This window comes from Rhizobium altiplani (genome assembly GCF_001542405.1).
GTDB classification, from domain to species: Bacteria; Pseudomonadota; Alphaproteobacteria; order Rhizobiales; family Rhizobiaceae; genus Rhizobium; species Rhizobium altiplani.
Genome location: NZ_LNCD01000082.1, coordinates 23898 through 43510, shown reverse-complemented (window position 1 = coordinate 43510; position 19613 = coordinate 23898). Strand labels below are relative to the sequence as shown.

Annotated in this window: 18 protein-coding genes; 8 read left to right on the top strand and 10 right to left on the bottom strand. The window is 60.4% G+C overall.

Features of this window, described 5'->3' with window-relative positions:
- Positions 1-6 precede the first annotated feature (6 nt).
- From AS026_RS17780 to recA, 3 genes are all read right to left on the bottom strand, one after another.
- Positions 7-858 (bottom strand): AraC family transcriptional regulator, encoded by an 852-nt coding sequence (locus tag AS026_RS17780; RefSeq protein ID WP_025661691.1) that lies wholly within the window; start codon positions 856-858, stop codon positions 7-9.
- A 139-nt stretch (positions 859-997) separates the two neighbouring features.
- Positions 998-3658, bottom strand: a complete 2661-nt coding sequence (gene alaS, locus AS026_RS17775) for an alanine--tRNA ligase (protein ID WP_062370809.1) — start codon at positions 3656-3658, stop codon at positions 998-1000.
- Positions 3659-3812: 154 nt separating this feature from the next.
- On the bottom strand, positions 3813-4901 hold the full coding sequence (gene recA, locus AS026_RS17770) for a recombinase RecA (RefSeq protein WP_016554154.1): 1089 nt from the start codon (positions 4899-4901) through the stop codon (positions 3813-3815).
- A gap of 240 nt (positions 4902-5141) precedes the next feature.
- Between recA and AS026_RS17765 the strand changes: the two genes are divergently transcribed.
- Positions 5142-6086, top strand: coding sequence for a carbohydrate kinase family protein (locus AS026_RS17765; RefSeq protein ID WP_062371004.1), 945 nt, complete (start codon positions 5142-5144; stop codon positions 6084-6086).
- Positions 6087-6114: 28 nt separating this feature from the next.
- Positions 6115-7041 (top strand): pseudouridine-5'-phosphate glycosidase, encoded by a 927-nt coding sequence (locus tag AS026_RS17760; RefSeq protein WP_025661688.1) that lies wholly within the window; start codon positions 6115-6117, stop codon positions 7039-7041.
- 28 nt (positions 7042-7069) lie between these two features.
- On the opposite strand, the gene cckA is transcribed toward AS026_RS17760, so the two are convergent.
- Positions 7070-9670 carry a cell cycle histidine kinase CckA gene (gene cckA, locus AS026_RS17755; protein ID WP_025661687.1) on the bottom strand — a complete coding sequence of 867 codons (2601 nt, stop codon included), beginning with the start codon at positions 9668-9670 and terminating at the stop codon, positions 7070-7072.
- A gap of 288 nt (positions 9671-9958) precedes the next feature.
- Here cckA and AS026_RS17750 point away from each other — a divergent pair, with 288 nt between their 5' ends.
- Positions 9959-10975: a flagellar biosynthetic protein FliO gene (locus AS026_RS17750; RefSeq protein WP_025661686.1), complete on the top strand. Its 1017-nt coding sequence runs from the start codon at positions 9959-9961 to the stop codon at positions 10973-10975.
- Positions 10976-11051: 76 nt separating this feature from the next.
- Here AS026_RS17750 and dksA read toward each other — a convergent pair whose 3' ends face one another.
- On the bottom strand, positions 11052-11471 hold the full coding sequence (dksA, locus tag AS026_RS17745; protein ID WP_007532954.1) for an RNA polymerase-binding protein DksA: 420 nt from the start codon (positions 11469-11471) through the stop codon (positions 11052-11054).
- Positions 11472-11743: 272 nt separating this feature from the next.
- On the opposite strand from dksA, the gene AS026_RS17740 reads away from it, so the two are divergent.
- The 4 genes from AS026_RS17740 to AS026_RS17725 all read left to right on the top strand — a co-directional run bounded on the left by AS026_RS17740 (position 11744) and on the right by AS026_RS17725 (position 15627).
- Entirely contained in the window at positions 11744-12241 is a 498-nt protein-coding gene (locus AS026_RS17740) for a SixA phosphatase family protein (RefSeq protein WP_018854849.1), read from the top strand.
- Positions 12242-12320: 79 nt separating this feature from the next.
- Positions 12321-13793, top strand: coding sequence for a YcjX family GTP-binding protein (locus AS026_RS17735; RefSeq protein WP_025661685.1), 1473 nt, complete (start codon positions 12321-12323; stop codon positions 13791-13793).
- Positions 13790-14866: a YcjF family protein gene (locus tag AS026_RS17730; RefSeq protein ID WP_025661684.1), complete on the top strand. Its 1077-nt coding sequence runs from the start codon at positions 13790-13792 to the stop codon at positions 14864-14866. Before AS026_RS17735 ends, AS026_RS17730 begins: the two co-directional genes overlap by 4 nt.
- Positions 14867-15075: 209 nt before the next feature.
- A complete protein-coding gene (locus AS026_RS17725) occupies positions 15076-15627 on the top strand; it encodes a hypothetical protein (protein WP_018854846.1) in 552 nt (183 codons plus the stop codon).
- A 53-nt stretch (positions 15628-15680) separates the two neighbouring features.
- Here AS026_RS17725 and folK read toward each other — a convergent pair whose 3' ends face one another.
- From folK to folP, 3 genes are read right to left on the bottom strand one after another with little or no spacing between them, the layout of a single operon-like run.
- Entirely contained in the window at positions 15681-16199 is a 519-nt protein-coding gene (folK, locus tag AS026_RS17720; RefSeq protein ID WP_025661683.1) for a 2-amino-4-hydroxy-6-hydroxymethyldihydropteridine diphosphokinase, read from the bottom strand.
- Complete coding sequence (folB, locus tag AS026_RS17715; RefSeq protein ID WP_007792223.1) at positions 16192-16560, bottom strand: dihydroneopterin aldolase; 369 nt, start codon at positions 16558-16560, stop codon at positions 16192-16194. The genes folK and folB overlap by 8 nt, the downstream gene beginning before the upstream one ends.
- The gene (folP, locus tag AS026_RS17710; RefSeq protein ID WP_018854844.1) at positions 16557-17429 is read right to left on the bottom strand and encodes a dihydropteroate synthase; all 873 of its coding nucleotides are present in this window, start codon (positions 17427-17429) and stop codon (positions 16557-16559) included. The genes folB and folP overlap by 4 nt, the downstream gene beginning before the upstream one ends.
- A 92-nt stretch (positions 17430-17521) precedes the next feature.
- Here folP and AS026_RS17705 point away from each other — a divergent pair, with 92 nt between their 5' ends.
- Complete coding sequence (locus tag AS026_RS17705; protein ID WP_018854843.1) at positions 17522-18148, top strand: DUF922 domain-containing Zn-dependent protease; 627 nt, start codon at positions 17522-17524, stop codon at positions 18146-18148.
- A gap of 290 nt (positions 18149-18438) precedes the next feature.
- On the opposite strand, the gene AS026_RS17700 is transcribed toward AS026_RS17705, so the two are convergent.
- Together AS026_RS17700 and AS026_RS17695 are read right to left on the bottom strand one after the other, a co-directional pair.
- Entirely contained in the window at positions 18439-18759 is a 321-nt protein-coding gene (locus AS026_RS17700) for a 2Fe-2S iron-sulfur cluster-binding protein (RefSeq protein ID WP_018854842.1), read from the bottom strand.
- 204 nt (positions 18760-18963) lie between these two features.
- Positions 18964-19332 carry an Hpt domain-containing protein gene (locus tag AS026_RS17695; RefSeq protein ID WP_062370807.1) on the bottom strand — a complete coding sequence of 123 codons (369 nt, stop codon included), beginning with the start codon at positions 19330-19332 and terminating at the stop codon, positions 18964-18966.
- Positions 19333-19613 lie beyond the last annotated feature (281 nt).

Here is a 19613-nt window from a genome sequence, read left to right as displayed (position 1 = left end):
GGTCGCTCAGGCAAGCGCCATGTAGATATCGGTCAAGAGCTCGGTCGGCGGAACCTCACGTGGGTTGTTGAGGTATTCCTCGAACATCACACTGTCGCGAAGCTGCCGACCCGAGGCGGGCAACCATTCCGCATAAAGCCACTGGTAAGCCTTGTGCATGTCTGCATAAGGCCCCTTGTGACGCAGTACGGCATACTCGCCTCCGTCGAGCATCCGCGCTTCGAACGGCGCCGTCGCGACAACCTCGCCGTCCGTAGTCACACATGCGATCGAGCGCAGCTTCTCGGGCGGCACGATATCGGGATCATCCAGATAAACACCGATCATCCGCATCGTCGGCTTGGCAAGCCCGCGCGCATAGAGCGTGCCGAACAAGGTCTCGAACGCCTTGCCGATCTGCATGTACGAGCCGGTGTGCGGCACTCCGAGCAATTGAATTGGCTCAATCTTCCGTAGGGTAACGTCGAACATCGCTGCAGTCTTTCCGTTAGGTGAGGGTTCAAAGGCTTTATGGCTTCCCTCTTTCCTGTACTGACCTGGCGGCATGCCATAGACCGATTTGAAGATACGGTTGAAAGACTGGAGGTTGGGATAGCCTGATCGCTTTGCTATCTCCCCGACAGAAAGATCCGTGCGAACCATGTCGCCGGCTGCACGATGCAGCCTTAATCGCTTGACTGTCGCCGCGAGTGTCTCGCCGAAAATCGCGTGATAGATCCGATGCCAGTGGTAGCTCGACATGCAGGCGATCCCGGCAAGTTTATCCATGTCGAGTTCTTCGTCGAGATGATCATGGATATAGGCTGATACCCGTCTGAGACGGTTCTCGTAGAGCGCCCATGCCGTTTCGCCGTTCATTGTCAAAACCTCCTGCAAATCGATCGGCTGCAGAAAACCATAGCCCGGTTTGACAAATCCTGCGGACTTTGGCGAATCCGCAAAGAAAAAGGCGGGGACCAGCCCCGCCTCTCTAAGACCTTTACAAACTTCAATTCGCTCAGCTTGCCAGTGCGACCGCAACGGCCTCAATGGCTTCATCAGCCTTCGTCCCATCCGGACCACCGGCCTGGGCCATATCGGGACGACCGCCGCCACCTTTGCCCCCAAGAGCCGCCGATGCAACGCGCACGAGATCGACGGCGCTGAACCGGCTCGTCAGATCCGGGGTCACGGCAACCACTGCGCTCGCCTTGCCGTCTTCGGCGACGCCGATCAGCGCGACGACACCGGAACCGAGGCTTGCCTTGCCATCATCGGCCAAGCCCTTGAGGTCCTTGGGATCGACTCCGGAAATTGCCTTGCCGAGGAACTTAACGCCGGCAACATCACGAACCGCATCGGCAGGGCCGCCCTGCCCTCCGCCCATCGCAAGCTTGCGTTTCGCATCGGCCAGCTCACGCTCGAGCTTCCGGCGTTCGTCCACCAGCGCCTCAACGCGAGCAAGAACATCGGCCGGCTGCACCTTCAGCGACGTTGCGAGCGATTTGACGCGCTCGTCCTGTTCCGCCAGGTATTCGCGCGCAGATTCGCCGGTGACCGCCTCGATACGACGCACGCCGGCGCCTACCGCGCTTTCGCCGAGAATGCGGATCAGCCCGATCTGACCGGTCGCGCCGACATGCGTGCCGCCGCAAAGTTCGATCGAATAGGCCTTGCCGGCCTTTGCGCCGCGCACGCCCTGGCCCATGGCCACGACGCGGACCTCGTCACCGTATTTTTCGCCGAACAGCGCCATGGCGCCTTCCGAGATCGCGTCATCGACGCTCATCAGGCGCGTCGAGACTGGTGAATTCTGCAACACGATCTCGTTCGCCATGTCCTCGACGACCTTCAGCTCGTCGGCCGTCATCGGCTTTGGATGCGAAACGTCGAAGCGCAGGCGCTCGGGCGCAACGAGCGAGCCCTTCTGAGCCACATGCGTGCCCAACACTTCGCGCAGCGCCTCGTGCAGCAAGTGGGTGGCGGAGTGGTTCGCGCGCAGACGCGAACGGCGCGCATGGTCGACCGTCAACGCAACCGGCTCGCCGGCCTTCACTGTGCCCTCGACAACAATGCCGATGTGGACGAAGAGGCCCTCGCCCTTCTTCTGGGTGTCGGTGATTTCAACCTTTGCGGTATCGGAGGTGATGATACCGGTATCGCCCATCTGGCCGCCGGACTCGCCGTAGAACGGCGTTTGGTTGACGACGATCTGAACCTTGTCGCCGGCCGACGCAGCATCGACCGCGGCACCGTCCTTCACGATGGCCTGAACAACGCCTTCTGCGGTCTCAGTGTCGTAGCCGAGGAACTCGGACGCGCCGTGCTTTTCCTTGAGTTCAAACCAGATCGTCTCGGTAGCCTTGTCGCCGGAGCCGGCCCAGTGCGAGCGCGCCTCGGCCTTCTGGCGTTCCATGGCGTCCGTAAAGCCTGATATGTCGACGCCGATTTCGCGGGCGCGCAGCGCATCCTGCGTCAGATCGAGTGGGAAGCCATAGGTGTCGTAAAGCTTGAACGCGGTTTCGCCGTCGAGCATGTCGCCCTTGCCGAGCGTCGTCGTTGCATCGGAAAGCAGTGAAAGACCACGCTCCAGCGTCTTGCGGAAGCGAGTTTCCTCCAGCTTCAGCGTCTCGGAGATCAGCGATTCCGCACGCACCAGCTCCGGATAGGCGCGACCCATCTCCTGAACGAGCGTCGGCAACAGCTTCCAGATCATCGGTTCCTTGGCACCCAGGAGCTCGGCGTGGCGCATTGCGCGGCGCATGATGCGGCGAAGCACGTAGCCGCGGCCTTCGTTGGACGGCAACACGCCATCGGCAATCAGGAACGCAGAGGAGCGCAGGTGGTCGGTGATGACACGGTGGCTCGCACGGCGCTCGCCCTCGGCCCTCACACCCGTGACCTCCTCGGAAGCCTCGATCAGGGCACGGAACAGGTCGATGTCGTAGTTATCGTGCTTGCCCTGCAGAACGGCCGCGACGCGCTCCAGTCCCATACCGGTATCGATCGACGGACGCGGAAGGTCGATGCGCTCTTCCTTCGTGACCTGCTCGTACTGCATGAAGACGAGGTTCCAGATCTCGATGAAGCGGTCACCATCTTCCTCCGGCGAACCGGGAGGGCCGCCCCAGATGTGAGCGCCGTGGTCGTAGAAGATTTCCGAGCATGGGCCGCACGGGCCGGTATCACCCATCGCCCAGAAATTGTCGCTGGTGGGAATACGGATGATCTTCTCGTCCGGCAGGCCTGCGATCTTCTTCCAGAGGTTAAAGGCCTCATCATCCGTGTGATAGACGGTGACCAGCAGCCGCTTGGCGTCGAGCGCAAATTCCTTGGTGATCAGGTTCCAGGCAAGCTCGATCGCCCGCTCCTTGAAGTAATCGCCGAATGAGAAGTTGCCGAGCATCTCGAAGAAGGTGTGGTGGCGTGCGGTGTAGCCAACGTTATCAAGGTCGTTATGCTTGCCGCCGGCGCGGACGCACTTCTGCGCTGTCGAGGCCGTCTTGTATGGACGCTGCTCCAGACCGGTGAAAACGTTCTTGAACTGCACCATGCCGGCATTGGTGAACATCAGCGTCGGATCGTTGCGCGGCACCAGCGGGCTCGACGGAACGATTTCGTGGCCGTTCTTCTTGAAGTAGTCGAGGAAGGTCGACCGGATATCATTCACACCGCTCATGCTATGCCCTTCAATGCTGCCGGAAGGCAGGTCAAAACTTAAATCCAGTGGCTTTTATCGCTCGCCTTAACCACTGTCCAGCAGACAAACAAAACCGGCCGCAATCTCATTAGGAATGCGACCGGTTTTGAACTCTGGGAAACCGTCAGGCAAATCAGCCGTCTGCAGCCTCGTCGCCGTCATTTGCATCAGGGCCGCCATTCTGCAGGAAGCGGTCCGCAATCAGGCCAGCATTCTGACGAAGCGCCGTCTCGATCTCGCGCAGGAGATCCGGATTGTCACGCAGGAACAGCTTCGCATTTTCGCGGCCCTGGCCAAGACGCTGGCTGTTATAGGAGAACCAGGCCCCTGATTTCTCGACGATACCAGCCTTGACGCCAAGGTCGACCAACTCGCCGGTCTTCGAAACGCCTTCACCATACATGATGTCGAATTCGACCTGCTTGAAGGGAGGCGCCATCTTGTTCTTGACGACCTTGACGCGCGTCTGGTTGCCGATGACCTCTTCGCGCTCCTTGACCGCACCGATACGACGGATGTCGAGGCGAACGGACGCATAGAATTTCAGCGCGTTGCCGCCGGTCGTCGTTTCCGGCGAACCGAACATGACACCAATCTTCATGCGGATCTGGTTGATGAAGATGACCATGGTGTTGGACTTCGAAATCGAAGCCGTCAGCTTGCGCAGCGCCTGGCTCATCAGGCGCGCCTGAAGGCCCGGCAGATTGTCGCCCATTTCGCCTTCGATTTCGGCACGCGGCGTCAGCGCGGCAACCGAGTCGACAACAAGAACGTCGACAGCGCCGGAACGCACCAGCGTATCGGTGATCTCGAGCGCCTGCTCGCCAGTATCCGGCTGCGAGATCAGGAGGTTCTGCAGATCGACACCGAGCTTTCGGGCGTAAACCGGGTCAAGCGCGTGTTCCGCATCGACGAAGGCACAGATGCCACCCTTCTTCTGCGATTCCGCTATCGTCTGCAGCGCCAGCGTCGTCTTACCCGAGCTTTCTGGTCCGTAAATCTCAATGATACGGCCCTTTGGAAGGCCGCCGATGCCGAGCGCGATATCCAACCCGAGAGAACCTGTCGAAACCGTTTCGATCTCGACGACGTTCTCGTTCGAGCCGAGCTTCATGATTGAGCCCTTGCCGAACGACCGCTCGATCTGTGAGAGTGCCGCTTCAAGTGCCTTGCTTTTGTCCACCGATTTGTCCTCTACAAGCCGCAATGTATTCTGTGACATTCGATCCACCTTTAGGTTATTGAAGCCGCTCAAGCAATGTCGCCAGCGATGGCGATTTTGTACCGCATTTGTTCTCATTGCGCAAGCTGGGTGCAAATAATTGAAACAAAAAGGTAAAATTGCCAGTGTTCTACATTTGTTTTCGTGATGGAATGCAACGGCTTAGATATAGCGCTCTGGTCGCCAGCCGACCAGCGGCGGCAGGACGATTCGTATCTTTCGACCATGCGGGACGATGAAATGAAGCGGAAGATTCTTGTCCTCGGCGGAGCCCACATCGACAGGCGCGGACGCATCTCAGGTGACACCGTGCCAGGCGCCAGCAATCCAGGCTCATGGTTTGAGGAGCCGGGCGGCGGCGGCTTCAATGCGGCGCGCAACCTTGCCAGGTTGGGCTTCGATGTGACGATGATTTCACCGCGTGGCGGCGATCCGATCGGCGAGATGGTCGGCGAGGCGGCCGACTTCGCTGGGGTTCATGATCGCCCCTTCATTTTCCTGGATCGGAAGACGCCGAGTTACACCGCAATCATCGAGAACGACGGAAACCTCGTGATTGCGCTTGCCGACATGGATCTCTATCGGATGTTTGTGCCGCGGCGCCTTTCGATCCGTGCCGTACGTGACGCCTTTGCCGCCACCGATTTCATTCTCATTGATGCCAACCTGCCGGCAGAGACGCTGGCATCGATCGTCGAGCGCGCAAAAGCTCTCGGCAAGCCGGTGGGCGCGATCGCCATCTCGCCCGCGAAGGCCCTCAAGCTCAAACCATGCATCGAAGGGATCGACTATCTTTTCCTCAACGAGGCCGAGGCTGCCGCATTGAGCGGCGAGCGCCCAAACGATCCCGCGCACTGGCCGTCACTGCTGGGTGACATCGGTTTACGCGGTGGCGTCGTCACCCGCGGCCAACGCGAGCTGATCGCCTTCGCGGATCGCCATGTTGTTGCCCAGCAGCCGGCAAACCTCGAAGATGTCGCGGATGTCACCGGTGCGGGTGACTCGCTTGCAGCCGGCGTTATCTCCGGATTGATGCGTGGAATTTCCTTGGCCGATGCCATCAGGGAGGGCGCCGCGGCCGCGGCACTTACCGTACAATCGCCGCATGCCGTCAATGAAAACCTCTCCCCAGATCTCGTGAGGGAGACACTTTCCCTTGTTCCGCCGGCGAGAATTTTGCATTGAAGGCAATACCGATGAAATGGAAGCGACAATGACGAAACCGATCTCCCCCCTCCTGCCGATCGCCTACTCCAAGGAAGTCGCAAGCGCCAAGCAGCGCGGCGCGCCGATCGTGGCGCTTGAATCGACCATCATCACCCATGGCATGCCCTACCCTGGCAACATCGAGATGGCCCGCAGCGTCGAGGCGCTCATTCGTGAGCAGGGCGCGGTCCCAGCCACCATCGCGGTCATTCACGGTACGCTGCATATCGGCCTCGAATCCGACCAGTTGGAGCAATTGGCGCAGGCCAAGGACGTCCTCAAGGTTTCGCGCGCCGATCTCGCCTTTGCGATCGCCGAGCGCCGTCACGGCGCAACGACCGTCGCAGCAACGATGATCGCCGCCGAGCGTGCCGGCATCAAGGTCTTTGCAACGGGTGGCATCGGTGGCGTCCACCGCGGCGCGGAAGAAAGCTTCGATATCTCCGCTGACCTCGAGGAACTGGGCCGCACCAGCGTCATCGTCGTTTGTGCCGGCGCCAAGGCGATCCTCGATATACCGAAGACCCTTGAAGTCCTGGAGACCGCGGGCGTGCCTGTCGTCACCTACGAGAGCGAGGAATTCCCGGCCTTCTGGTCACGCTCGTCCGGATTGCGCAGTCCGCTGACGCTGAACAGCCCGGCTGCCATCGCCAACTTCCAGACTGTACGTGAGCAGCTCGGCATTGACGGCGGCATGCTCATTGCCAATCCGGTGCCGGAGGCAGACGAGATCCCCCGCGAGGAAATGGAAATCTATATCGAGCGCGCCCTCGACAGCGCCGAGCGCGACGAAATCAGCGGCAAGGAAGTAACCCCTTACCTGCTCAGCACGATCTTCGACCTGACCGACGGCCAGAGCCTAAAGACCAACATTGCGTTGGTGGAAAACAATGCTCGACTCGCGGCAGAAATTGCCGTCGCGCTGGCTGGCTGAGTTTGAAGAAGGGGCGCTGCGGCGCCCCTTAACTGTCCAGCGTCTCCTTGACGACGACGGCAAGCTGCTTGAGGGAGAACGGCTTCGGCAGGAAGCCGAACTTGGAATCCGGCGGCAGGTTGCGGGCAAACGCGTCTTCGGCATAGCCTGAAACGAAGATGAATTTCAGGTTCGGATAGTTCTTGCGCAGTTCGCGCAGCAGCGATGGACCATCCATCTCCGGCATCACGACATCCGAAACGACAATGTCGACCTTACCCGCGAGCTCGTCCATGATATCGAGCGCCTCGACGCCGGACCCGGCCTCGTAAACTGTATAGCCGCGCGTCTCAAGCATGCGCTTGCCGCCGCGACGCACCGCTTCCTCATCCTCGACCAGCAGGATCACAGCCGAGCCTGTCAGATCCTCGGGCTGCTCCACCGCGGTGGGCGCCTGTTCCGCAGGTGTGCCGATAGTAGGCGTGACGGCATCGCCTTCCGCGGCAACCGCTGGCTCGACAATGTGGCGCGGCAGGAAGACGCGGAACGTCGTGCCTTTGCCAACTTCCGACTCCGGCTGAATGTAGCCGCCCGATTGCTTGACGATGCCGTAAACCATCGCGAGGCCAAGGCCCGTTCCCTTGCCCACTTCTTTCGTCGTGAAGAAGGGCTCGAAAATCTTGTCCATGATCTCAGGCGCAATGCCGGTCCCGTTGTCCGAGACCTCGATGAGGACCATGTCCTCATGCGGCATGTAGGAATAGTTGAAAGCCGCCACCTCTGCCGCCGTCACGTTCTTCGTGCGAAGCGTCAGCTTCCCGCCCTGCGGCATCGCATCTCGCGCGTTGACGCAGAGGTTTATCAGCACCTGCTCGAACTGCGACAGGTCGGTCTTCACAGGCCAGAGATCACGGCCATACTCGACGTCGAGCTTTACGTTGGTACCGGACAGCAGGCGATCGACCAGCATCCTGAGGTCGCCAACCACATCGGTGAGATTGAGCACCGTCGGCCGCATCGTTTGCTTGCGCGAGAACGCCAGCAGTTGCCGCACGAGCACGGCCGCGCGATTGGCGTTGCGCTTGATTTCCATCAGATCCGCAAAGCCAGGGTCCGCCGGCCGGGCCTGCAGCAGCAGATGATCGGAGGACAGCAGGATCGCGGTCAGGACGTTGTTGAAGTCGTGCGCGATCCCGCCCGCGAGTGTGCCGACCGCATTCATCTTCTGCGTCTGCGCCATCTGCGCTTCGAGCGCCTTCTGCTCAGTCACCTCGACGGCATAGACAATCGCCGCCTCTTCCGGCGTCTCGTCGCTCTGGTCGATCACCGCGTTGACGTAGAAGCGGAAATGGCGTGCTTCATCGGTCGGCGTGCGCGAATCGATCGGCGGGATATCGCCCTGGCGGTCCTTCGCCGCCGCGAGCGCCTGCTGCAGTTTGGATTTGTCGCTGTCCTGCACAATGACTTCGAGCAGTGCGCCGTTCTCGACATCGTCTCGGGAAACGATACCCGAAAACAGCTTCAGGAATGGGGCATTGGTTCGCAGGATCCTGCCTGCCCCATCCACCGAGGCAATCGCCATCGGCGTGTTGTTGAAAAAGCGGGTGAATCGCATCGCAGCCGCCGAGGCGGACTGATCGTTCTCGCCGCTCTTCTGCCGCGTCAGTACGATCGACCGGCTCTCTCCAGGAGCGCCATCGCGCATTGACGTCACGCTGTGGACGATCTGCGCCGGCAGGCTCTGGCCGTTCATCTTCTTCAAGTCGAGATCGAGCGTCACCGTCTTTTTCAGGCCCGGATCGGCCTGCACCGACTGAATAAGCGCAAGCCCCTCGCCCGCGACAAAATCGCCGATCGTGACCGAACCCGGAACGAACTTGGTAAGATCGATGCCAAGCCATTCCGCCAGCGTTGCGTTGAGGTAGAAGATCTCTCCCTTGCGGCCGGCCGAAAAGAACCCGGCTGGTGCGTGGTCGAGATAGTCGATCGCATTCTGCAGTTCCTTGAAGAACCGCTCCTGATCGTCGCGCTCGGAGGTAATGTCGCTGATCTGCCAGATGTGGAGCGGCTTGCGTCCGATCTCCTCGCTCTGCAGGGTCCGTGCTTTCAGGCGGTACCAATGCGCTCCGGAACCGTTTGTCGAGGGGCCCAGGGACCGCAGCAGCCGGAATTCTTCGCTCCCCTCCCGGCCTTCGCGAAGCCCGTTGGAAAGGCGATAGAGCGCCTCGTTCGATTCCCGATGACGCGACAGCAGCGCTTCGAGCGTCTGAACTTCAGTTGACTTGCGAGCGCCCGTCAACTCGCCATAGGCCGCATTCGCATAAACGATACGGCCTTTGTCGTCGGTGATGAGAGAGCCGTCGGGGTGACTGTTCAAAAATGCCCGCGCCAGGCTGTCGGACTGCCGCTGCGGCATGACTTCGATAAAGCCGATCACCGACGACACGAGGAAGAAGATCCCGACCATGGCAAGCACGCCGAGAACGCCGAGCACCATTTCGTTGTCGAGAGAACTCTTGAAAACGACGAACGCCGCGGCTGCGCCGATCAGCACAAGGGCCAGCAGGATGATCCGCAAAGCCGTTCCCGTGCGGCCCCCGCGGTCCAAGAGCGGTTCGCTATAATCGTCGGCCTGACGCGGTCTCGTCATCTATTCCCTCGCATGGCCTGCCGGGCTTCACTCGTAACAGGGAGACAAAGCAGGAATCAGGCGCCTTTTCCTTCTTACCAATTTGCGGTCTCCGCAAAAACACTGCTCTCTGTGAAGACTGATTGAATTCACAACGAAGAGCGCCAATTTCGCCATTAAAATGCGTTGTTAAGAAAGCATGTTCGAATTCCACTTCGGGTTGGCATGACTGGACAAGGCCATCACGACTTGTCTACGAAGTGGTAAAAGTCGCCATGTGGTTCAAAACCGCGAAGGGAGTAAGCCAAGATGTTCGATGATCTCATGGGAGCCTATGGGAGCCGCTTCCTTCTCGCAGCCGGCGGCGTTGGCATAGCTCTATTACTGCTGATCGTCGTGCTCTGGTTCATGCGTAACCGCGCACCTTCGCCCTTCCTTCGGGGGGGCCGCAACCGCCAACCACGGCTGCAGGTCCTCGATGCAGCCGCCGTCGATGCGCGCCGCCGCCTCGTCCTCGTCCGTCGGGATGACGTCGAGCATCTGATCATGATCGGCGGGCCGACCGATATCGTCATCGAGAGCAGGATTGGTGAGGCCACCGACAAGTCCGCACCGGTCGAGGCAACTGCTCAACCAGCCCCAGCCCTGGTGGCGCCGGCTCCTGCCCCTGTCGCGCCACCACAGCTCGAGGCAGCGCCAGAGCCGCCGGCGCCCGTTCACATCGTACCGACCGAATCCCAGTATGTGCCCCCGGTCCGCGGTCATACGCCATCCGAACCCTACGTGCCCGAACGTGCGCCGATCGAAGCCAGGCCAGAACCGGTCATGGTTGCGACTCCCGCCTCGCCTGCGCCCGTCATCGCCGAACGTGAGCGTGCCCCACGCCCAGCGCCGTCTTTCGAGCCGCGTCCTGAACCGCGACCGGCACCAGCCCCGATCGAAGCCTCGGCCGCGGCAGACATCCTCGATTCCGCCCGTCAACGCGTGTTGCCGCAGCAGCGCATCGAGCCGCAGGTGACGCAGCCTTCCGTCCGGAGCACTCCCGCGCCCGCACAGCCGTCATCGGCGTTCGTCGAGGTTGGCACGCTGGCGCCTGCCGCGCAGCCGAGCGACTTCCAGCGCATTCTCGAAGAGGAAATGACGAGCACGCTTGCCGCCGAGCGTATTGTGCCGGCGCCACAGGCGCCCGCCGCAAAACCCGGTCCGGCGTCAGGCAACCAGCCTCGCCGCGATCCTGAAATGGCGCCGCTCACCGGCGCGGATGCCGCTCTTCAAAACGAAGTCGCACGCATTTTCGGCGAGATGAGCGTTAACCGCGACAAGTAGCGGATCAACCGAACAAAACAAAAAGGGCGCCACGGTTTGCGTCGCGGTGCCCTTTTTGTTGTCGGTATGTAGGGACTTATTCGTCCCGGTAGACTTTTTCCCGCCGCTCGTGCCGCTCTTGAGCCTCGATAGAGAGCGTCGCAATCGGTCGAGCATCAAGCCGCTTGAGCCCGATCGGCTCTCCGGTCTCCTCGCAATAGCCGTAGGTGCCGTCTTCGATACGTTGCAGTGCTGCGTCGATCTTGGAAATCAGCTTTCTCTGGCGATCGCGGGCGCGCAGTTCGATGGCCCGGTCGGTTTCGGACGATGCCCTGTCAGCAAGATCCGGGTGGTTTGCGCTTTCCTCGGCCAAGTGGTCGAGGGTTTCGCGCGCCTCTCTGAGGATGTCATTCTTCCAGGCGACCAGCTTGGCTCTGAAGTAAGCCCGCTGATTGCCGTTCATGAACTCTTCCTCTTCCGAGGGTACGTAGTTGCTAAGATCGATCTTCTCACTCAACGCGATTCTCCTGAAGCAGATCTCATGTGGCGGGTGTATATCGCGAGCACTACTGGTGATTCAAGCCAAATACGCTAGGTAAACAGTTTTTTAAATCTGTCATATTTTTGAGCTAACAGACTATTTTCTCATCACTATTCCCCCGAACGCCTATTCGCCTCCCGGTAACCCCGCACTTTCCTACCCGGATTTGGCCGCAACACCTGGCGCTGCGGTTGACGTGCGTGCCGCCGACCCGCTACTGAAAAAGTCCCTTCGACGTGGATTTTCCTATGGCTGCAATCACGCCTCCACCCTCCCGGATCTATCTGCTGCGGCATGCCGAAGCCGCTTGGGCAACACCCGGGCAGCGTGATTTCGACCGTCCCCTGAACGCGAAAGGCTATGCAGACGCCGAGCTCATCGCCGACAAAGCGGCGGACAAGGGGTACCGGCCGGATCTGCTTCTGAGCTCGACGGCAGCGCGTTGCCGCGATACTGCCGACGCGGTGCATCGGGCCATGGGCTCCACGCTCGAGCTTCGATTCGTCGATGAACTCTACAATGCATCGCCTGATATCTACCTCGAGATCATCGACGCCCAGGAGGCGCTCGGCTCTGTCATGCTTGTCGGCCACAATCCGACCATGGAGCAGACGCTTGAAGCGCTGATCGGTCACGAGGCGCTCCATCAGGCACTGCCGACAGGCTTTCCGACTGCCGGACTTGCGGTTCTGGACTATGACAGCGAGTTGACAGGCTGGCAGCTCGTTGATTTCGTGATCGACTAAGGTCTTTTCGCGGAACGTCTTTTCGCGTCGATCTGCCCTTCCTATATGGCTTGTCACGATTAGAAACCGGAACTCCGCCTTGCCGCCCAGCCTGACCTCCCTCTCCGATGACGCGCGCATCGCCCTGGACAATTTCGCGGACCGGGCATCGGGCCTCATCAATCCCACGGTGCGCCTTGGCGTCACTGGCTTGTCGCGTTCCGGCAAGACGGTCTTCATTTCCTCGCTGCTTCACAATCTGCTGCACGGCGGGCGGCTGCCTCTCTTCGAGCCAGTGCAGTCAGGTCGTGTCTCGGCGGTGCGTCTTGAGCAGCAGCCGGATGATGCCGTGCCGCGCTTCCAGTACGAAGATCACATCCGCTCACTCGTGAAGGACCGCGTTTGGCCCGATTCGACGCGAGCAATCTCTGAACTGCGCATTACGCTCGAATACCAGAGCGCCAGCGGCTGGAACCGGCTCTTCTCGCCCGGCCGCCTGTCGATCGACATTGTCGATTATCCAGGCGAGTGGCTTCTTGACCTTCCGTTGCTTGGAAAGGACTATCGGACGTTTTGCGAAGAGACGATCGCCTTGGCCGGAACGGGCATTCGTGCGGAACTCTCACGCGCCTGGCTTGCCCTTACACGCGCCACAGATAGCAACGCCCCGGCAGACGAAATGCGGGCTCGCGACCTCGCCACCGCTTTTGCCGATTATCTGAAAGCCTGCAAAGCCGATGAACGCTCGCTTTCCACGCTGCCGCCTGGCCGCCTCCTGCTACCCGGCGATCTCGACGGCTCTCCTGCCCTGACCTTCGCGCCGCTTGCACTCACGCCGGAAGCCAAGCCGCAAAAGGGATCGCTTTGGGCGATGATGGAACGACGCTATGAGGCCTACAAATCCGTCGTCGTGAAGCCCTTCTTTCGCGAACACTTCGCCCGTCTCGACAGGCAGATTGTCCTCGTCGATGCGCTGCAAGCCATCAACCGTGGTCCGGAGGCCGTGCAGGACCTCGAACGCGCCCTGACGGACGTTCTGGCCTGCTTCCGCTCGGGCACGAACTCATGGCTGACGTCGCTGCTTGGCCGCCGTATCGATCGCGTCCTTGTCGCCGCAACCAAAGCTGACCACCTGCACCATGAAAGCCATGACCGGCTCGACGCCCTCACCCGCCGCCTGGTCGACCGTGCCGTCCAACGCATTGGTGTCACAGGCGCGGGAATCGACGTCATGGCACTGGCTTCGGTCCGCGCCACGCGCGAAGCGACGGTGAAACGCGACGGCCATGACCTCCCGGTCATCGTCGGAACACCGATGGCAGGCGAGACCATCGGTGGAGAGAGCTTTGACGGCCACAAGAAGACGGCAATCTTTCCGGGCGACCTGCCGGCAGACCCGGAGAACCTGTTCGAGCGTATCGAATCCGGAGAAAATATCGTGCTGCCCGATGTCAGCGTTGTGCGTTTTCGGCCGCCGCACCTCGAAGAGACCGGTGGCGGCATAAAGCTTTCGGTCCCGCATATTCGCCTCGACCGTGCCATGCAGTTTCTGTTCGGAGATCGCCTCGCATGATCAAGCCGCCCTCCGAACACCCCGCACGGCGCGCGCCGGCCGCCTTCTCCTACGAGGAGGACACGCCCTCCACGCCTGTCACGACCAAACACAGCCCGCGAAAGCCCGGTAGCTTCACGGACGATGTCGTGCTGACCGCCGACGAGGACGATCCATTCCTCAACCCCGAAAAGGATGTCCCTCCAATTGCTGTCGCCCTGCCGCGCAAGCGTGGCACCTCATTCGCGAAAATCGCTGCCGCCGCTTTCGGCGTTCTCTTCTCCCTCGCCTTCGGGCTTTGGACCGACAGCCTCATCCGCAATCTCTTCAGCCGCGCGGATTGGCTCGGCTATGCGGCCCTTGGAGCGCTCGCAATCGGCATTCTGGCGGTGATTGCCATCGTCGTTCGTGAAACGGCGGGCATGATGCGGTTGGCGGCCGTGCAGGAAATCAAGGCGGAAGCTGAGGCCGCCATGGTGGAGACGAAGTCGGCGAAGGCACGTGCGCTGGTCAAGCGGCTGGAATCGTTGCTCTCCGGAAAGCCGGAGACGGCGAAGGGCCGGGCCACGTTGAAGGCGGCGGAAGGCGACATCATCGACCCACCGCATCTCATCGCCCTCGCGGAACGCGAGCTTCTGGCACCGCTCGACCGGCAGGCGCGGGCCTTGATCGTCAACGCTTCGAAACGGGTCTCCATCGTTACGGCGGTCAGCCCGCGCGCGATCGTCGATCTCCTGTACGTGCTCTACGAGGCGGCCCGGCTTGTCCGAGCCATGGCGGATCTTTATGGCGGCCGGCCGGGAACGCTGGGCATGATCCGGCTGATGCGTGATGTTCTGGCGCACCTCGCCGTGACCGGCTCGATCGCGGTCGGCGATAGCCTCGTGCAGCAGGTACTTGGCCATGGATTGGCGTCGAAGCTGTCGGCGCGCCTCGGCGAAGGCGTCATCAACGGCCTGATGACGGCCCGCATCGGGATCGCGGCGATGGATCTTTGCCGTCCCCTTTCTTTTCACGCGCTGAAACGTCCGGGAATCGGCGATTTCATCGGGGACCTGACACCGTCCATGACAGCGCGCGACAAGAATTCCTGAGAATTGAAACTTTCGTCGCGCCTGCCGTGGCAGAAGCGCTGCACCAAAATACTCGTCAAGAATTCAACGCACTAACATTCCGCGCCGTCCTCTGCGAGCCGCGGAATTACTTGCTGCTCAGTGCTTTTCGGCCTAAAAGAAACCAAGCATTAACCATTCTTCGGCAAAACTTGAACCTAGTTAAGCGATGGTGTCGCTAGGGAAAATCCATGTATTCGCGCAAGTTTCTTCTTCTTTTCGGCCTGGCTGCGGTGGCGTTGTCACCGGCCGCCGACATGGCTTCGTCGGCGACTGCGGCGACACGTGACAAAGCCTTTTTCGAGTCTGTCGCCGGCACTTGGCGCGGTCCCGGCGAGATCGTTGCCGGAAAGTACAAAGGCACGAAATTCACCTGCAATCTGGTGGGCGAACCAGTGAGCGCCGGAGGTGCTGGCATCAAGCTCGACGGAAGCTGCAGGGTCGGCGTCTTCAAGCAGCCGATGACCGCGCTCATCACCCAGTCGGGGAGTTCCTACAAGGGGAAGTTTCTTGACGGCGCCGAAGGCAAGGGGCTCGACGTCGTGTCAGGTGCTGTCACGCAGGATACCGTCGTCGTCGGCCTCAATCGCTCCAAGCTCAACGGCGCCATGATCGCACGTGTCCGTGACGACAAGACCATGAACGTCACCGTTTCGGTCAAGGTCGAAAGCCAGATGATCCCTGTCATCGGCCTGACGCTGACGCGCCAGGTCGACGAAATCACGGTCGGCTCTGTCGAATAGCGTTCCAACCCCAGACATTCCAAAAGCGGCGGATTTTCCGCCGCTTTTGCATTTCAGGCGATATGCCACCAAGCGCTGCTTTGATCGGCCACTTCGATCCCCTGCACATCGGCCTTCGCCAGCCACTCGAGAACGGTTGTTCCTTCGACAAGCATGTCAGGCGCAAAATCGGCAAGCGGCATCAGCACGAAGCCACGGTCCGTCATGCGCGGGTGCGGTAGCTCAAGTCGCGGTGCCGATTGCACCACATCAGCGTAGGTCAGGACATCAATATCGAGCGTTCGCGGCCCCCACCGCTCGATACGCTCGCGCTTCATCTCCCGTTCGATATCGAGGCAGACGTCGAGAAGCGCCTCGGGGCCAAGCGTTGTCTGGATTTCAGCACAAGCGTTGAAGAAATAGGACTGGTCGGTCTTTCCCCATGGCGGCGTCCGATAGAGCCGCGACACGGCTACCACACGACAATCGGAGCGCTGGTCAAGCGCCCTCAATGCCACGGCCATCGCGTGCACAGGCTCGCCGAGATTGCCGCCAAGGCCGAGTGTTGCCGTCTTGAAAATGGACTCAGGCAAAGTGTTCGACGCTCACCTGAACGAAATCCAGAACGCCCGGCACCGGCGCGTTCGGCTTGCGCACCGTAATCTTTGCACGCTTGATTTGCGGAAACTTCGAACACAGCCCTTTGGCGATATCAAGCGCAAGCGCCTCGATCAGATAGCGACGCTTGCCCGTCACGATCTCCTCGATCACGGTGAAGGCAATGCCATAATTGACCGTGTCATTGATGGAATCGCTCTCCAGGGCGTCGCCGGCGACGACGTCGAGCTCGGCATCCACAAAGAAGCGCTGGCCGAGGAACTCTTCTTCGTCATGAACGCCATGGCGGGCAAAGAAGGCACAGTTCTGAAGCGTGATGGTGTAGGTGGTGCTCATGCCAATTGTCCCTGCTCAAAGCTATAGCGCGCCGCGAGCATAGCATCGGCGATGGCCAAAGCGTCCTTGTTGATTGCGACATCGTGTACACGAAAAATGCTAGCGCCCGCCAAACGCAACAATACGCTTGTCGCAGCCGTTCCCACATCCCGATCGGCGGCTTCCCGACCTGTGATCGCGCCGACGAAACGCTTGCGCGACGTGCCGGCAAGCAGCGGCAACCCCAAGCGGCGCAGTTCTCCGAAACGCGCCATCAGTTCCACATTCTCCTGTATATCCTTGGCAAAGCCGAAGCCCGGATCCAGTACGATGCGATCCTTGGGCACGCCGGCCGCCGAAGCGAGCGCGAGCGAGCGCTCCAGGAAGTAGAACTGGTCTCCGATCACATCCGGAAGCTTCTCCCGATCGCGGCCGGTATGCATCAGGCACAGTCCCGCACTGGTATCGGCTGCGATCCTTCCCACCTCCGGCTCCTTCTGCAACCCGAATACGTCGTTGATTACATGCGCGCCTGCAGCGACGGCAAGCCGGGCGGTCTCAGCGCGATAGGTGTCGATCGAGATCAAGGCATCGGTCTTGCCGCGCAACGCCTCGATCACCGGCAGCACCCGGGCCTGCTCTTCCAGTGGAGTGACGACGTCTGCGCCGGGGCGCGTCGATTCACCGCCAATGTCGATGATCTCAGCGCCATCGCTTACCGCCTGGAGCGCATAGGTCACGGCCGCATCGACCGTCTCGTATCGCCCGCCGTCCGAGAAAGAATCCGGTGTCACGTTGACGATCGCCATAAGGACGGCGCGCGCGCCCAGTTCGATCTCGCGGCCATGCCCGACGCGCCAGAAACTGCTCTCAAGCTGTGCCAACGGCATTCATCCTATCGATCGAAAAAGGCGCCCATGATCTTGCACTGGCCGTGGCTATGCCCCAAGCTCCAGCAAACTTCAACATGAGTATCTACAGAATGCATTCCGTGCCGCGTTATATGCCCCTCCTCCTCGGCTTTTCCATGGCCGTAGCGGCGTGCAGCCCAGCTGCCGCCACCGTAATCGCGACGCGAAGCTATTCCTATTTTCCCATCAAGGGCAAAACCGCGGACCAACTCGACCAGCAACTGAGCATCAACGGGCCGACGGCCAGTGGCTCGTCCGCCCGCCACCCGGGTGCGACCAAGATCCGATTCGGCGGCGATGCGACCTATGTTCAGGCCGGAGGGCGCTGCCGCGTCTCCAGCGCCAAGGTCACCGTCCATACGCAGATAATCCTGCCCCGCTGGACCGACCGCAAGGGTGCCAGCAAGCAGTTGTCAATCATCTGGGATGCACTTGCGAGCGACATCAAGCGGCACGAGGAGCGCCATGCAGAGATCGCGCGAAACCAGGCGCGTGTCATGGAAAAGCAGATCCTCGCACTTCCACCGCAGCGCAGCTGCGAGCGTATGCAGGAGCTCGTCACCGACGTATCGACCCGCGGCATCGATGAGCACGACAGGTTGCAGGCCCGATTCGACCGAATCGAAGCCGTCAATTTTCAAAGTCGAATGATGAGACTTCTGAACGATCGGATTAAAATATCCGGCGGCGCAAGGTAGCTGATTCTCAAGCTTAACGCGATCACAAAAGGTTAGCCGCGTAACAAAACTTGTGCGAAACCGCAATCGCCCCAGTGATTTAGTGGTTATTTCTCGGTCTAGCTAAATCAACCATAACGCGGTAATATTCAAACATTCGAAAGTTCAGGTCCGTAAGCCCGAACTTTCGCTCCTGGGTTCTCCTGGCGCGTTGCGAAGCCGCGGATGATCCTCCCTCGTCCGCAGGTAATGCGCCTACCTCGCCTCGCTCGTCTAACGGCAAGCGAGGCTTTTTTTGGACTGTGGTGGAATCAGGCCTGCCGCTCGGGCACGTGAACCACGAGCCCGTCCAGAGCCGCCTTCATTCTGATCTGACAGGAGAGGCGCGACGTCGGACGCACGTCAAAGGCGAAATCGAGCATGTCCTCTTCCATCGCCTCAGGCGAGCCGACGCGTTCCGTCCATTCGTCGTCGACGTAGACGTGACAGGTCGCGCAGGCACATGCGCCGCCGCATTCGGCCTCGATACCTGGTACCGAATTGCGCACGGCATTTTCCATAACGGTCGATCCCTGATCGACATCAAGATCGAAGCGCGTGCCGTCGAAGGCGACAATGGTCAGTTTGGGCATGATGATTTCCGGTGGTCGTCAATGGGAGGGTTTGGATTTTTTCTTCCAACAAATCGCCGAGGCAGTCAACATCGACCGCTCGGTGTCCTTCATCACAGATTGAGAAGCGACGCGCTTGTCAAAATGCGCCATGCCGGCGGTCACAAAAAGACCCGCTGCTCCGAAATGGATCAGCGGGCCTCTATTCCGTCAGATTTATAGAACTCAGCGGCAAAGCTTGAGGATAAAATTCTCCGCTTCGATCACGGCAATACCGACCGCCGCCATGCTGGCCGCGTCGCCGCAATTGCCCTCAAGCGCCTCGGCAGCCGCATGGACGCGAAACGCCCCGACCGCTCCGGCCGCGCCCTTGAGGCGATGGGCCGCGGCTTCAACGATCTTCGCGTCACCGGACGATATTTCCTGCAGGCAGGCCCGCGCCTGACGCGCAAACATTTGCAGAACTTCGATTTCCAGGCTCTTGTCGCCCATTGTCTGGTTTGCCAGATGCACCAGATCTACCGGACGCTCCTGTGAAGGCCGAGGTCCCTTGCAAATGTCGGGCGCCGCAAACGCAATACTGACTGCTGCCATGTGCCAATCCTCCGTCGTCCATGCCGACTTTCCACAAAAGTGCGGGCACCGAGTGGCCATCGCGTTAAATTCCGGCACATTCGGGGCGGATTTCTTGAGGTATGGTTAACGCCAGCTAAACGTCTCTAACGCTTTGGTTTCAAAGGCCCGCTTTTATTAAATGATGTTAACAAGACCTTATTATCCGGGAATTCGAGCGGTTGCGTTAATTGTCTAGCAGTCCCGGATGTGTCACTACGATACTACTGGGCGAGCTTTCCGGTACCTGCCTTTGCTCGCCA

Coding starts and splice junctions, on each gene's coding strand:
- AS026_RS17780 (WP_025661691.1), bottom strand. CDS start 858: ATGAACGGCGAAACGGCATGGGCGCTCTACGAGAACCGTCTCAGACGG.
- alaS (WP_062370809.1), bottom strand. CDS start 3,658: ATGAGCGGTGTGAATGATATCCGGTCGACCTTCCTCGACTACTTCAAG.
- recA (WP_016554154.1), bottom strand. CDS start 4,901: ATGTCACAGAATACATTGCGGCTTGTAGAGGACAAATCGGTGGACAAA.
- AS026_RS17765 (WP_062371004.1), top strand. CDS start 5,142: ATGAAGCGGAAGATTCTTGTCCTCGGCGGAGCCCACATCGACAGGCGC.
- AS026_RS17760 (WP_025661688.1), top strand. CDS start 6,115: ATGACGAAACCGATCTCCCCCCTCCTGCCGATCGCCTACTCCAAGGAA.
- cckA (WP_025661687.1), bottom strand. CDS start 9,670: ATGACGAGACCGCGTCAGGCCGACGATTATAGCGAACCGCTCTTGGAC.
- AS026_RS17750 (WP_025661686.1), top strand. CDS start 9,959: ATGTTCGATGATCTCATGGGAGCCTATGGGAGCCGCTTCCTTCTCGCA.
- AS026_RS17740 (WP_018854849.1), top strand. CDS start 11,744: ATGGCTGCAATCACGCCTCCACCCTCCCGGATCTATCTGCTGCGGCAT.
- AS026_RS17730 (WP_025661684.1), top strand. CDS start 13,790: ATGATCAAGCCGCCCTCCGAACACCCCGCACGGCGCGCGCCGGCCGCC.
- AS026_RS17725 (WP_018854846.1), top strand. CDS start 15,076: ATGTATTCGCGCAAGTTTCTTCTTCTTTTCGGCCTGGCTGCGGTGGCG.
- folB (WP_007792223.1), bottom strand. CDS start 16,560: ATGAGCACCACCTACACCATCACGCTTCAGAACTGTGCCTTCTTTGCC.
- folP (WP_018854844.1), bottom strand. CDS start 17,429: ATGCCGTTGGCACAGCTTGAGAGCAGTTTCTGGCGCGTCGGGCATGGC.
- AS026_RS17705 (WP_018854843.1), top strand. CDS start 17,522: ATGCATTCCGTGCCGCGTTATATGCCCCTCCTCCTCGGCTTTTCCATG.
- AS026_RS17700 (WP_018854842.1), bottom strand. CDS start 18,759: ATGCCCAAACTGACCATTGTCGCCTTCGACGGCACGCGCTTCGATCTT.
- AS026_RS17695 (WP_062370807.1), bottom strand. CDS start 19,332: ATGGCAGCAGTCAGTATTGCGTTTGCGGCGCCCGACATTTGCAAGGGA.